Source organism: Kitasatospora sp. NPDC059327, from assembly GCF_042752535.1.
Lineage (GTDB): Bacteria > Actinomycetota > Actinomycetes > Streptomycetales > Streptomycetaceae > Kitasatospora.
On record NZ_JBHYYB010000005.1, the window covers coordinates 47,308 to 60,809 of the forward strand.

At 72.3% G+C, this 13,502-nt stretch carries 7 protein-coding genes; 1 reads left to right on the forward strand and 6 read right to left on the reverse strand.

What is annotated here, in order from left to right; translation table 11 throughout:
• Position 1: 1 nt before the first annotated feature.
• Positions 2-169, reverse strand: a complete 168-nt coding sequence (locus tag ACFXHB_RS04895; RefSeq protein WP_380572126.1) for an SflA family class IV lanthipeptide — start codon at positions 167-169, stop codon at positions 2-4.
• 566 nt (positions 170-735) lie between these two features.
• Between ACFXHB_RS04895 and ACFXHB_RS04900 the strand changes: the two genes are divergently transcribed.
• Entirely contained in the window at positions 736-1,230 is a 495-nt protein-coding gene (locus tag ACFXHB_RS04900; protein ID WP_380572128.1) for a hypothetical protein, read from the forward strand.
• A gap of 66 nt (positions 1,231-1,296) precedes the next feature.
• On the opposite strand, the gene ACFXHB_RS04905 is transcribed toward ACFXHB_RS04900, so the two are convergent.
• The 5 genes from ACFXHB_RS04905 to ACFXHB_RS04925 form a co-directional block, all read right to left on the reverse strand.
• Entirely contained in the window at positions 1,297-2,535 is a 1,239-nt protein-coding gene (locus ACFXHB_RS04905) for a serine hydrolase domain-containing protein (RefSeq protein WP_380572130.1), read from the reverse strand.
• 464 nt (positions 2,536-2,999) lie between these two features.
• The gene (locus ACFXHB_RS04910; RefSeq protein WP_380572132.1) at positions 3,000-3,368 is read right to left on the reverse strand and encodes a hypothetical protein; all 369 of its coding nucleotides are present in this window, start codon (positions 3,366-3,368) and stop codon (positions 3,000-3,002) included.
• A gap of 35 nt (positions 3,369-3,403) precedes the next feature.
• Positions 3,404-5,725 (reverse strand): UvrD-helicase domain-containing protein, encoded by a 2,322-nt coding sequence (locus tag ACFXHB_RS04915; protein WP_380572134.1) that lies wholly within the window; start codon positions 5,723-5,725, stop codon positions 3,404-3,406.
• Positions 5,722-12,456, reverse strand: a complete 6,735-nt coding sequence (locus tag ACFXHB_RS04920; RefSeq protein ID WP_380572136.1) for a DEAD/DEAH box helicase — start codon at positions 12,454-12,456, stop codon at positions 5,722-5,724. Before ACFXHB_RS04920 ends, ACFXHB_RS04915 begins: the two co-directional genes overlap by 4 nt.
• Positions 12,457-12,797: 341 nt before the next feature.
• Positions 12,798-13,298: an ATP-binding protein gene (locus tag ACFXHB_RS04925; protein WP_380572138.1), complete on the reverse strand. Its 501-nt coding sequence runs from the start codon at positions 13,296-13,298 to the stop codon at positions 12,798-12,800.
• Between the last annotated feature and the right edge of the window lie 204 nt (positions 13,299-13,502).

Genomic DNA, 13,502 nt, shown 5'->3' on the forward strand with positions numbered 1-13,502 from the left:
GCTAGGAGTTGAAGTCGCAGGCGAAACGGGTGGTCGCGGTGACCCACGGGTCGGCGAGACAGGCGGTGACCTCGTGGTCCTTGCGGTCGTCGTCCTCGAACAGGATGGCCTCGTCGTCGACCACCAGCGGACCCGCGTCGCGGATCTCGTCCATCATGGCTACGGGCATGTGACGCCTCCAGGCTCGTCGTACGTCCGCACCTCGGTACCTCCGCAGGTCTGCACGTCGGTACGGCCGTACGTCCGGCGACGGCGCGGGATGCGGCCGTCGCGGAACCGCCGGGCCGGGTGGGGCCGGGGTTCTGACCCCCGAAGGTAGGTAGGAATGATTGGTCTGACAAGGGGTCAGGACGCACGAGGTTCACAGGGTCGACACATGCGTGGAGGGCCGGTGTGCGCGGCGGGAGCCTGCGCGGACGGTCGGGCGGGCGGTGGTGAGAGGCTCCGCGGTGAGGTCGGATTCGGCGTGGAGTGCTGAACGGCTCATCTGGGCAATGAACATGACGACACATCAGATCTCACTGCGAGGCGGAAGGATGCCGCGGCGCACCCGGCTGCGCCGGGCGCCCGTCGCCGTGCTCCGGGCAGTCGCCGTCCGCCTCGGGTGCCGGGCCCTACGGCGTTGACGCCCACCGCCGCCGGGGCGGAGCGTGGCCGTGACACGGCTCCGCACCCTGCGGTGCGGCGCGCCGGACGGACGGGCCGACGCCCGGTCCCCGAACGTGAGGAACTCCCGTGCGAGCCACCGAACCCACCCGAAGAGCCCCCCTCCTCGCGGTCTGCGCCCTCGCGCTGGCCGCCCTGCTCGGGCCGGCGGTCACCGCCGTCGCGGCCCCGGCCACCCCCGCCGCCGACCCGCCGTTCGGGACACAGGCCCGGATCGGCCTGTACGCCCCCGTCCCGGCCGGGTGGGCGGTGATCGGTCAGGACCGGGCGAGCTCCCAGAAGACCGTCGAGTACCTCGGCGGAGCGCCCTATCTGGCGCGGGTCGCCGTCCTCGCCAACACCGGCGTGCCCGCCGGCTGGGTGCTGGTCTCGGTCTCCATCGACGCCCGGACCTCCCAGGTCGCCTACCTCGGGGGCGCGCCGCACGGCGCGACGGCCACCGCCGACGTCGCCTGCGCGATGCCCGGCGGCCGGGTCTACGGCTACCCCGTCCCGGCCGGCTGGACGATCACCGGCAGCGGTGCCAACTCCTCCTGCTCCTGGCAGAACCTGCGCTACCCCTGACCCGCGCTGCCGCCCGGCGTCGCGGGGCCGTGCCCGCGCCGCCGGGCGGCCGTACGGCCGTGCTCCTCAGCGCCCGCCGCAGAGCGCCTCCTCCAGGAAGCCCCGCATCGCCGCGCCCTGGGCCTCCTGGTCCGTCGTGTCGCCGCGGTCGGTGTAGGAGAGCGCGACCTGGCGGTCGGTCGTGGCCCAGAGCTGGGTGGTGTAGCCGAAGATCCCGCCGTTGTGTCCGAGCACCGGGCCGCAGGAGAGCTGGTACCGGGCCAGCCCCAGGCCGTAGTCGAGCTGGTGCGACCCGGGGTCGGTCGGCACCGTGTCGGTCATCTCCCGCATCAGCCGCGGCGGCAGCAGCCGTCCGTCGAGCAGGGCCCGTTCGAAGCGGGCCAGGTCGGCGGTGGTGGAGATCAGCTCCCCGGCGGCGCCGGCCCAGGAGGGGTTCTGTTCGGTGACGTCGACGTACGTCTTCCGGACGGGCGCCGCGTCCTCGACGATCGTCCAGTACCCGTGGGCGTGCGGGCCGGGGATCGTGCTCGCGGTGCCGGGGAACGAGCTGCCGGTCATCCCGAGCGGGCGCAGGATGCGCCGGGTGATCTCCTGGCCGTAGTCGCGCCCGGTGGTCCTCTCGATCAGCAGGCCGAGCAGCGCGTAGTTGGTGTTGGAGTACTGCCATGCGGAGCCCGGCGGGAAGTACGGCGGGTGGGCTGCCGAGGCCGCGACCAACTCCCGGGCGGTGACGGTGCGCTGGAGCCCGCCGTCGGCGTACCAGGCGCGGAACACCGCCGGGTCGAACAGTTCGGGGAAGATGCCGCCGCTCTCGTTGGTCGGATCCCACAGGCCCGAGGTGTGGTTGAGCAGCTGGCGCACGGTGATGCCGGCGCCGCCGGGCACCAGGCCGGGCAGGTGCTTCTCGACGGGGTCGTCCAGGTCGAGGCGGTGCTCGCCGACCAGTTGGAGCACGGTGGTGGCGACGAACATCTTGGTCACGCTGCCGGCCCGGAAGCGGCCGTCGGCACGGGCCGGCGCCCCGGTCGCCAGGTCGGCCACCCCCGAGGCGCCGCGCCAGACCCCGCGGCGGTCGCGGATCTCGGCGATCGCCGAGACCGCCCCGGCGTCGGTCAGGGCCCGCAGGGCCTGCCGGCGCTTCTGGGCGACGGGGTCGCGGTCGGCCCGGGCGTCGGTGGCGCCTGAGGCGTCGGCCGGGGCGTCGGCCGACGGCGCGCCCGCCGGGGCCGCCAGCGCGGGGGCCGCGGGCGCGGCCAGGACGAGACAGACCGCTGCGGCCACGGCGTAGGCGAGACGGCGCTTCATTGGGTTCCTCCCCGGCTGTGGGCGGACCGCGTCCGCCTCCGGCCCCAGCCTCGCGGTCGCCCGGCGCCGGAGCGTCACCCTGGCTGAGGAGCCGCCCCTCGGTCTACGGAGGTACCGGTGTACGCCGCCGGAAGGAGGCTGAGACAAGGCGAGTTGCACGCCGGCTGTGGAGAGCGCCGATGGTCTGGTGCGGTGTCGGCCGGCGCGTCTGCCTGGAGCGAGGCATGGTAGGTCATGCGGGTCCAAGAGGACGTCAGGGACGTCTCCGAACTCCTGCGGCTGTTGGGATCCGAACACGACGAGACTGCCGCACGCACCCCGTCCGGGTTCGTGACCTGCACGAAGTCCTCGGGCCGCCCGCTGACAAGCACTCGATCATGTCACCCGCTCCCGCCCGGGACGACTCGTTCGGCAGGGACTCCTCACCCAACCCGGAAGCTACCAGAAACGGACTTGACGTCCTCTTACAAGTCCAGGTACCACTCAGGCTGTTCGGCCTCACGGATCCGCTGGAGCGGGAATTCGTGGAGGTCGAGCCGGCGTTCGGCGCGCTCGGATTCCTCGTCCGAGAACAGCTCGCGGAACCACGGAAGGCAGACCGCGTACTCCACGCTCGCGTCCAGGCGGCCGAGCTCCCACAGCGTGGCGAAGCCTGTGGACGTACCCGCCGCGGACGAAAGGAGCCGTTTGGTCGCCTCCACAGCGCCGTGCCGGCGGACCATCTGGAGGAACAGTGTCGGGTTGTAGCCCTTGCGTTGGAGGCCGGGTATTCCGGCCAGGACGTATCGCTCGAACTCCCGTGCGAGGACTGCCTGGCGGGTCTCACCGCTCATGGTTCCGAAGCTCCTCAGAAGTGTGGATGAACCGATCAGCTGGACAGGAAGCGGCTGGGCTCGCCGTGCCAGGAGATGCGGAGGGAGTCGCGGGCCCGGGTCGTCGCGACGAAGAGCAGGGACCGCGCCTTTCGGAGCTCACGTTGGTAGCGGGCTGGGTCGGTGGTCCGGTACTGCTCGATGAAGGTACGGGGGAGGACGCCGTCGCCGGCTGCGGCGATGGCCAGCCGCTGGTATTCGAGGCCCTTGAAGCGGTGCATGGTCCCGACATGGACCTCGCCGTCGCCGCGGGCGCCGTCCTTGGTGAGTTCGGCGCAGGTGATGCCTGCGGTGGTGGTCAGGTAGTACATGACCTCGTTGACCTTGTTGCGGTCTGCGACGCAGACGGCCATCAGACCGCGGCCGTCGCGGGTGGTCCGTCCGGTCTCGTCGGTGGTGAGCTCGGTGCGCCAGGTCCGGAGGGTGTCGGCCAGACCGGCGAGTTCCTCGGCCCAGCTGGAGTGTCCGGAGAGGACGGGGGCCGGACCGCTGAGGACGGAGCGGAAGCCGGCGAGGTTGTCCTTGCCGTCGTCGAGGTCGTCGAACTCCACCTCCCGACCGGTGACGACGGTGATGGCCCTGCTGAGGATCTCTTTGGTGGTGCGGTAGCTCAGAGTGAGCCGGCTGGAGCGGCCGCGGATGTTGATTCCGACCGCGCCGAGAGAGACCTGGTTGTCGTAGATCCGCTGGTGGGTGTCACCGGCGATGAAGAGATCGTCGGGGCCCTCGGCGATCATCGCGCGCAGCATCTTCCAGTGCGCGGGGCTGAGGTCCTGCGCCTCGTCGACGACGATGTGCCGGTAGCGGTGGCGCAGGTACTGCATGCCCGATCCGGCGTCGCGGTGGATGAGGTCCTGCGCGCCGATTCCGTCCTTGTACTCGGCCCGGGCACGGATCTTGGCGGCACGTCCGATCTCGAAGCGGGCCGCGCGTTCGGCGGCCTGGCTCCAGGTCTCCAGGTTCAGCTTGTCGAGGCGGGCGGTGTAGTGCTCCAGCAGCTTCCAGACGGCGCTGCGCTCCGCGCGGTTCAGCGGCCGGCCCCGTCCGGCCCGGCGGGCCTGGAGATAGGCGGTCCGGGTCGGTACCGCCTGGCCGAGTACGACCTGCTCCCACTCCTCCAGCAGGAACTCGGGTTCCCAGGCGCGTTCGTCCATCTCCATGAGGAGATCCCGCAGCTCCCGGAGCGCGACCTGGTTGTCCACGCGGTTGCGCGCGCGGCCGGAGAGGCTGTTCTCGGCCAGTACCCGTGCGGTGAGCTGGTCGATGTGGGCGACCTCGACGCGGGCGAGCTGCTCGGGTTCCAGCAGGGAGGTGAGTCGGGCCCGCAGGTCGGTGGTGAGGTTCTTGGTGAAGGTGGTGAGCAGGATCGGCTTGTCCTGGCCGGGCGGCAGTTGTGCGGCGAGGTGGGCGACACGGTGGAGGGCGACGACGGTCTTGCCGGTGCCCGGTCCTCCCGACACCCTGGCCGCGCCGCTGTAGACCCGGTCGACCAGGCGGGCCTGGGTGGGGTGGAGGAAGACCCGCCAGGCGCGGAAGTCGCCCTCCTCGATGGCGGCGCGCAGGACGTCGTCCGAGGTGACCACGGTGACGGTGGTGCGGGCCAGGGCCGCGTCGAAGTCCTCGGGGTTGGGTCGCTGGTCGAGCTGCACCGGCGCGGTGATCTCGCGGCGGACGTCGTCCAGCGGGATACCGGCGGCGAGGCCGTAGAGCACGTCCTTGGTGAGCAGCGGGGCGCCCTGGACGAGTTGGTCGAGCTCTTCGCTGGTGGTGACGAGCAGGGCCAGCTCGATCAGGGCCCCGGTGACGCCCAGCTCGCGAAGCAGCTCGGCGTCGTAGGCGGCCAGCAGTGGCGGGGCCTGCTCCGCCGAAGCAGTGGCCGGGGTGGCTGCGGGTACGGCGGGAGGCGGAACCTCGTCCGGCTCCGGCTCGGGCTCGGCAGGTGTCAGTTCGATGCCGGCGCGGCGCAGCGCGCTCTCGCCGACCACCGAGAGGTCGACGAACTCGATCTCGCCGGTGACCCGGTTGACCGCGACGGACAACTGCTCGTAGACGTCACGGCGGTGCCGGACGGCGATGGCCAGCCAGCTCTCCTCGCCGTCGGCGCCGATGCCGGTGCGGGTGAGCAGGACCCGGTAGGAGGCGTTGAGGCGGGCGGAGAAGATCCGGCCGTCGCCCTTCAACGGCTTGAGGCGGAGCTTGGCGAGCCAGGGATCCTGCCGGAAGGCGCGACTGAAGTCGTAGAACGCACCCTTCACCTGGTGATCGAGCTTGTAGAGCTCCTGTTCGGCCTTCTGGTACAGGCTGAGCCGGGCGGTCATCGGGAGGAGCCTTCCAGGTCGTGCGGCGTACCGGTCGACGGTGCGTCGGGGAGCAGGGAGATGAGGGTGTCCAGGTGGTCGAGCCAGTCGACGGCGGTACGGGCGGTCCAGCCTTCGGCCCGGTACGCGGCGAGGGCGCGTTCGGTCTCGTCGTGTGCGGCCTGGCCGGCCCCGCCGGCCTCGCCGGCGTCGGTGGTTTCGTCGTTGCCGTCGGGCGCGGCCGCCGGAACGGGCAGGACGGCGACCTTGACGGCCTCGTCGGCCCAGACGAGGTCCGCGGGCCAGCGGCTGTTGCCGAGCTCGTACCCGAACTCCGTCGGTGCCTGCTTGCCGTGGTCGGCGATCCGGGTCGCCAGGTCGAGCAGGGCGGCTTCCTCGCCGGCGTCGATCTCGGGCAGGAAGTCGCTGTCCCAGGCGCTGTCCCGCAGCAGGCCGGCGATGTGCTCCTCGAACGGGGAGTCGGACGGCTGTGCGGCGCCGCCGCATACGGTGAGCGTTTCGAATGGGTAGCCGTTGGCCAGGCCGGTCGTCAGCTGGACCGCGTCGCCCGTGGTTCGGGGCAGGAACTGGAGCAGGTTGGACCAGTACAGCCAGGCGCGCCAGCGCAGCCGGTGCTCCTCGGTGCCGAGCGCCGCCGTGTCGTCGTCCAGGCAGGCCAGCACCGTCCAGGCTGGGGCCTCCTGTCCGTCGTCGCGCACCGCGAGCACCAGCTCCAGGCCGTTGTCGTCGGTGCTGCGCAGGACGTGCACCGGAAGGATCGGTGTGTCGTCATCGTCCGGCATCGACGCCGGTGCACCGAGCGCTGTCCGGAGGGTGTGCAGGAGCGGGCCGCGTCGGTCGGCCGATCCGGCGAGGGCGGTGCGGGGGTGTGCGGTCAGGCCGCTGACCAGCGCGGTGGCACGGCGCGCCCACAGCTCGGGTGAGGGGTCGCGCAGGTAGCCGATCAGCGTTTCGACGGGGTTGGCGAACATCGTGCCCACCAGCTGGTGCCGGCTGCCGCCCAGTTCCTCGTAGACGTTCTTGGCCGCCTCCTGGGCGGCCCATGCGTAGGGCGGCCAGACGGGGGCGTTGCGGGTGGGCCGCTTCTCGAAGAGGTCGATGTCGTCCCAGGTCAGCTGGAAGGCGATCGCGCCGTCGGCGCGCAGCCCGTTGCGGATGGCGGCGTCCTCGGTGAGGCGGTTGCGGTCGTCGCTCGCGTGGTTGCGGCGCCCGTCCATGTACACCTTCACCGTCCCGGAGGGTCCGCCGACTCGGGTGAAGGTGAAGTCGGTGCGGGTGCCGACGAGCCTCTGCTGGGCGGTGAGCCGCCAGTGGAGCCGCTCCTCGCCGCCGCTGATCTTCAGTTGTCCGCTGGCGCGACCGTCTTCCTCCAGGACGGCGTCCTCGCTCTGCTCGCTCCAGGTCCGCAGCGCGGCGAGGAAGCGGGCCTCCAGGTCGGACTCGATCTGCTTGTCCAGCCCGATCAGGGCGGTGGAGGACACCTCGGTGGTCTCCCACGCGTCGGCACCCTCTCGGTCGTAGAGCAGCGACTCCAGCAGGGCCAGGGCCTGGGCACGGGAGACCTTGGACTGGTACCGCTCGGCGGTGTACCGGTAGAGGCAGCGGTGGCAGGCGCGCCGGTGCTCCTCGTCCTTGCAGGGGCAGTCCAGCAGCGCCTCGCGGGCCTTGAGGAGGGTGGCCTTGAAGACGTCGGGATCGGTCAGCCGGTGCAGGTAGCCGGTGCCGCCGGGAAGGCCGTCGAACAGCACCAGGTACCACCGCCGTTCGCCCGCCCTCGCGTCCGGCTTCGAGGTGAGGGTGTGTTCCAGGTGCTGGGGGTCGCCGCCGAACTGCTTGTCGACGCCGAGGCGCAGCGCCGCCCGGAAGGAGTGGATCTTCTCCTCGACCAGGACCGTCGCGGCGGGCAGCAGGATGCGCAGCGCCTCCGTCCGCAGCTCGTGCGCCAGCAGGACGGGGAGCTGATCGGCCTCCGCGGCCTTCCCGCGCCGCACCGGGCACCACGGCCGGTGGTGCTTGAGGCGTGGGTCGCGGGCGGCGGAGGCGCTCAGTTCGTCCGTGTCGTGGTCGAACACCGGCCGGCCGTCCGCAGTCGCCGCGCCGCAGCCCGTGCAGACGTGGAAGGGGTTGAGCCGGACGGTGTGCCCGGCGAACTCGTCGGTGGCCGGGCTGTCGTAGCGGGCCGGCCCGACGTTGACGGTGCGGATCACGGCGGTGCGGGAGAAGTCCACGCCGAACGTCTCGGTCCCGTGGCGCCAGGAGCCGCGCTCCAGGGACTCCTCCGGGATGTCGACCGCGTGGACGATCTCGTAGGAGCGGTGGTCGCGTTCGTCCCGGTCGTCGCGGATCCTGGCGTCGTCGCGCTTGTCCCGGGCGGTCACCAGGCGCGGCTGGACGATCCTGAACAGGCAGGACCCGTCGTCCGCTATCGCGCCGGTGCGGCAGCGCGGGCAGGCGCTGCGGTCGTTCTCGGCGTCGGTGGTCCGGACGTAGCCGCACTGGGGGCAGACCCGCCAGGTCTGCCAGCCGGGCTGCGAGGCCGTGCCGATGTCGATGCCCGTGATCTCGTGCCGGTACCGGTTGACGTAGAAGGTGTTTCCCGGCGCCAGCTCGCTCAGGGCGAGGCGCTGGGGGCGCTCGTACGGGCGCAGCTCGGAGTCGTACCGGGGCCGCTCGCCCGCCACCCGCTCCTCGGGCCAGTAGAGCGTGGCCTCCAGCACGGTGGTGGCGTCCACCAGCGCGTAGTTGGGCAGCAGCCCGAGCTCGACGAGGGCGCCCTGTCCCGGGGTCTCCTCCAGCAACTTGGTCAGCTGCCGTCCGACACCGCGCCGCTCGGCCTCCAACTCGGCCTTCTGCCGGGCCTCCTCCGGGTCCGCGTCGTGCAGTTCGCCGACGGCGGCGTTGATGTGGCGGATCCGGGCCCGCAGGGTGTCCTCGCGTGCCGCCCACTCCCGTTCGGCCTGCTCGACCGTGCCCTGCAGACCGGCGGTGGCGTAGGCCCGCAGGTCGTCGGCGGACTGCTCGCTCACACCGGTGGGGAAGAGCTCCAGGAACGCGGAGACGGCCACCCCGCCGTGGGCGAGGGCCGCTTCGACGAGGTCGGTCAGGTAGCCCTCCGGCCCGAAGACGTCCTTGGCCTTCCGGGGCAGGGCGGGGAGGACGCGCCCCCCGGCACCGGTCAGCCGCCCGCGGGCGGCGAGGTCCAGCAGGTGGGCCAGGTATTGGCGGCGCAGGATCGCGACCGCCGAGAGGTGGCAGCCCGGCGGGGTGATCGGCCCGGCGATCAGGTCCTTGGGCCGGTCCAGGTAGTAGAGGTCCCGCTTGCGGCGCTCGGGGATGGTGAGCAGGAAGGCGTTGCCGGTCCGGCGCCCGGCCCGGCCGACCCGCTGGGCGTAGCTCGCGGCGTTGCGGGGCAGGGAGGCGAGCACCACGGCGGACAGGTCGCCGATGTCGATGCCCAGTTCCAGGGTGGGCGTGCAGGACAGCACGTTCGGGTCGTTGAAGGCCCGGCCCTCGCCGGGCGCCCGACGGAAGGCCGCCTCGACCGACTCGCGCCGATCGCGGTCCAGCAGGCTGGTGTGCTCGGCCGTCACCACCTGGTAGGGGCCGGCGAGGTGGTACAGCCGGCGGTAGTAGTCGTCCCGGTACTGCCGGTCCCGGGCGTGGACGTCCGACTCCCGGGCGTGGGTGCCGGCGACCAGCCGCCCGGAGGTGCAGCGGTAGGACGGGCAGGGCGCGTCGTGCCACTGCTCCAGCAGGGAGGGGTGAACGGTCTGCTCCCAGAAGCAGACCCGGCAGCGCACGTACGCGGTCTCCACGTCCTCGTCGGAGAGCAACAGCGCGTCGATCGCCCCGGGCTGGAGGCCGTGAATGCGGGTGGCGCCGTCCTTCGCGGTGCGCGCGGAGAGCAGACCGGCCTCGTGGAGCGCGGGCAGCAGCCGGCTCCAGAACTCGGGTGACTGCTCGCGTGGCAGGCCGAGGGTGCGTCCGGCCCAGCGCTCGTGCCAGGCCAGCCGGCCGGTCACCGCGTCGAACTCGCTGCCCTCCTTCGGGCTGGACAGCAGGAAGACCGGGGCCGCGACGCCCTTGGGGAACGCGGGCATGCCGGACGGGCGCTGTCCCCAGATGAAGTAGCGGCTGGTGCCGGTCTCGGAGAGGTACCTCTCCAGCCAGCGGTGCTTGATCGCGCCGCGCCAGCGCAGCCGCTCCAGGAAGATCCGCAGGAACGCCAGGTAGCGCGCGTCCTCGACCGGCTCCAGCATGTCGCCCCGGACGCTCTCCAGGTGCGCGTTCCGGACGAGCGCGACGGCGGCCTCGGGGTCGGCGAGGCGGACGTGCGCGGCGGCGGTGCGGGTCAGCTCCAGGGTGCGGCCCTGCCGGGCGCGCAGGCCGAACTCCAGCAGCGTCTGGAAGGCCAGCCGTTCGCCGATCAGCTCCCAGGTGGCCCGGTCGCCGCCGCGGGACTTCCCGGACAGCAGACGGGCGACCCCTCGCAGGTCGTGCAGGTCCGGCGGGACGACGGCGGCCAGCGTCCGGGCCCCGGTGCTGTTCGCGATCACCTCGGCGATCAGCTCGTTGAGCGCGGTGGGGCGCTTCTCCGACAGGTGCGCGACCAGCAGGGCGCGCAGCGAGAAGGTGTACGAGCGGTTGGCGACGAACCCGGCCCGGTGCGCGGCGTCCTGCACCGAGTCGTTGAACATCAGCGTTTTGCACTCACCGGTGTCCTCGTCCAGCTCGCCGCCGGTGAACAGCCTGGTGATCGACGCGGCGGCGAGGGCGGCCTGGCCGGTGCCCAGGTAGCGGATGGCGTTGCGCTCACCGCAGGCCGGGCACCAGTCCTCCTTGGCCGCGGTGTTGGCCGTGGCACCCTGGTTGACCAGGACGAAGGCGGAGTCGGGCACACCGATCCGCGGTTCGCCGGTGGCGGGGTCGAAGTCCTTCACCGGGTCCGGCAGGCGCAGTCGGTGCCGGGTGCCGTCCAGCACCATCAGGTCGCCGCCCGCGCCGTGCAGCTGCCCGCCCCGGGAGTCCCTGGCGGAGGCCGGCACCGGCGCCGTGGCCGAGGCGCGCCGGGCCTCCTCGTCGGTCGCGGCGATCAGGTTGCGGACCCGGATCCGGTCCTGGCTGGTGGAGGCCCGCCGGATCTTCGCCGGGTTGACCTCCACCTCCAGGTCGTCGCTCTCCGGGGTGAAGACCGCCCAGCCCGAGCGGCCGCAGTCACGGCAGTAGACGGCCGGCAGGAAGAGGTTGGCCGCCTCCCCGCTGGTGGCGGTCGTCACCGGGGCGCTGCGGACGTTCTCCGGCCCGCCCTCCTGCGGTGCGTCGCCCGCGTCCCACTGGAACTGGGCCTTCGGCCAGGGCAGCACCCCGCGCAGCACCCGGGACACCGAACGCGCCCACTGGTGCACCTCGATCTGGACCAGCGGCCGGGGTTTCGTGTCCCGTGATTCCGGTGCGCGCGCGGCCGACAGCACGGCGACGAACCGGGCCAGCGCCTCGGCGGCCAGCTCGGGCTGCTGCGTGATCGCCTGGCCCCACGAGTACGCGCCCGCCCGCCACAGCACTGCGAGGATCTCGTCGACGGACTTCAGCTCGCCGCCGAGCGCCAGCATCACCGCCTGGGTGAGGATGTGCACCTGGAGCTTCGCCCCGAGCGCGAACGCGTCGAGCCCGCGCTCGCCGGTGAACGCCTCCACCAGGGCCTCGAACGCCTCCTCGCTCACCGCCGGGTCGGCCATCGCGGCCAGCTTCTCCGGGGTCGGCACCGGCAGCAGGGCGATCGTGTCGGAGGGGATGAACTCCTCCGGAGTGAGCCGCTGCTCGCCGACCACCGCGTCCGCCGTGAACGGCGTGCCGAACACCTCGCCGGCGACGCGCAGCATCTCCTCCGCACTGTTGGGCCCGGCGTCGGAGGAGAGGGTGGCCGAGGTGGCGACCGGGCAGATCGGGCCCAGCGGGCGGTCCCGCTCGGAGACGCCGAGTGCGGAAGCGAGCCGGCGCAGCAACATCGCCACGTCGGTGCCCTGCGCGCCGTCGAAGGTGTGGAACTCGTCGACCACGACGTACCGCAGGTCCGCTTCGTTCCAGAGCGGGGCGTCGTCGCTGCGCTGGAGCAGCAGGTCGAGCATCTTGTAGTTGGTGATCAGGATGTCGGGCGGGGAGATCTGCATGTTCCCCCGGTTGGTCTCCACCCGCTCGTAGCGGGTCTTCGAGACGTCCCCGATGTAGAGGCCGGCGGTCACGCCGCCGAGGGCCTCGTCGTTCTCGCGGAGGTAGTCGTTGATGCGCAGCGCCTGGTCGGTGGCCAGCGCGTTCATCGGGTACAGCAGGACGGCCTTCACCCCGCGGCGGCCGGCGGCCTTCTCCCGGCGGCAGTGGTCGAGGACGGGGATCAGGAAGGACTCGGTCTTCCCGGAGCCGGTGCCGGTGGTCACCATGGTCGGCTGCGGCACGTGCCCGTGCGCGGAGGACAGGCGGTTGAAGGCCTCGGCCTGGTGCGCGTACGGCGTCCAGCCGTCGCCGGGTGCCCAGTCGAGGCAGTCGCGCCAGCCCGGACCGGCCTGGAGGAAGGGGGTGCGGATCCGCAGGAACGGGCCCCGGAACATGCCGGTGGTCTCGTCGCCGAGGAAGCTGTGCAGCGCGAGCCGCGCACCCTCGTCCGTCAGCGCGTAGGTGGTCGAGAGGTACTGCAGCAGGCTCTCCTTGAGAGCCCGCGCCTCCAACGTCGGCCTCACGGTGTGACGGTCCCCCTCGTGTTCTTCCCCGCCGGGTGTTCGGGTGGTGATCGCGGAGTGAAGTTTACGGTCGGACACGGACAGTCGTCGCGGCCGGGCCCGGGGGCGCCGAAGGGGCACCTGCCGGGCCCCGAGCCTACTGCGACGGTGGGACGGCGGGACGTGGTTGTTGCGGAACCGGAACCGATCGTTCGTGCCGGTCGGGGTGGCTCGGCCGCCGGGTGGGCGGCTGCTCTTCCCCGTGGGCTCGCTCGTAGCGCGCCTCCTGCCCGAGCCTCTTCCCCGGGCGCGGGCAGGACGGTCGGCGTTGCCTTACCGGGGGACGGGGAGGGCAGGGCAGGTCACGCGGCTTCGCTCCCGCCGGCGGGGGAGCGCGTGGGGTCGGGGGCATCGTCGTCGGGGGCGATGGCGCACCAGACGGCCTTGCCGATGCCGCCGGGTCGGGGGAAGCAGCCCCAGCTGCGGGAGAGGTGCTGGACGAGGAAGAGCCCGCGCCCGGTTTCGGCCTCGTGGTCGGGAAGGGCGGCAGCGGCCGCGGGATGGGTGGGGAGGTCGTCGCCGGCGTCGTGGACCTCGATGCGCAGCTCGGCGAGGGAGAGCACGAAGTGCACGAGCAGGAGGCGGTCGGCGGGCACCCGAGGGTGCTGCACGGCGTTGGCGACCAGCTCGCTGAGCAGCAGCTCGCCGACGTCGGAGAAGCGTTCGGCGAGGTTGGGTTGCTGGTGGAGGAACTCGCGGAGGAGGAGACGGGCGGTCCCGGCCGAGCGGCGGTGCTTGGGGAGCCAGGTCGACTGCTGGTGGGGGCCGGTGGCCGTGGGCAGGCCGTTGCAGGCTTCGGGCATGGCTGATCACCCTTCGGTGGTGCGAGTGGTGGTGACGACCGGGCGGCCGGAGATCGGCCGTTGCGCCGTGGATCGGGCATGGGGATGCCCGGCAGTAGATCGCCATGACCACTTTGCGTCGATCGAGCGACTACTGGATGTAGTCTGCTCCAGGGCGAGGGATCTGTGCAACGTTTCCTGGCGAAACGTTAACGACGCCTACTC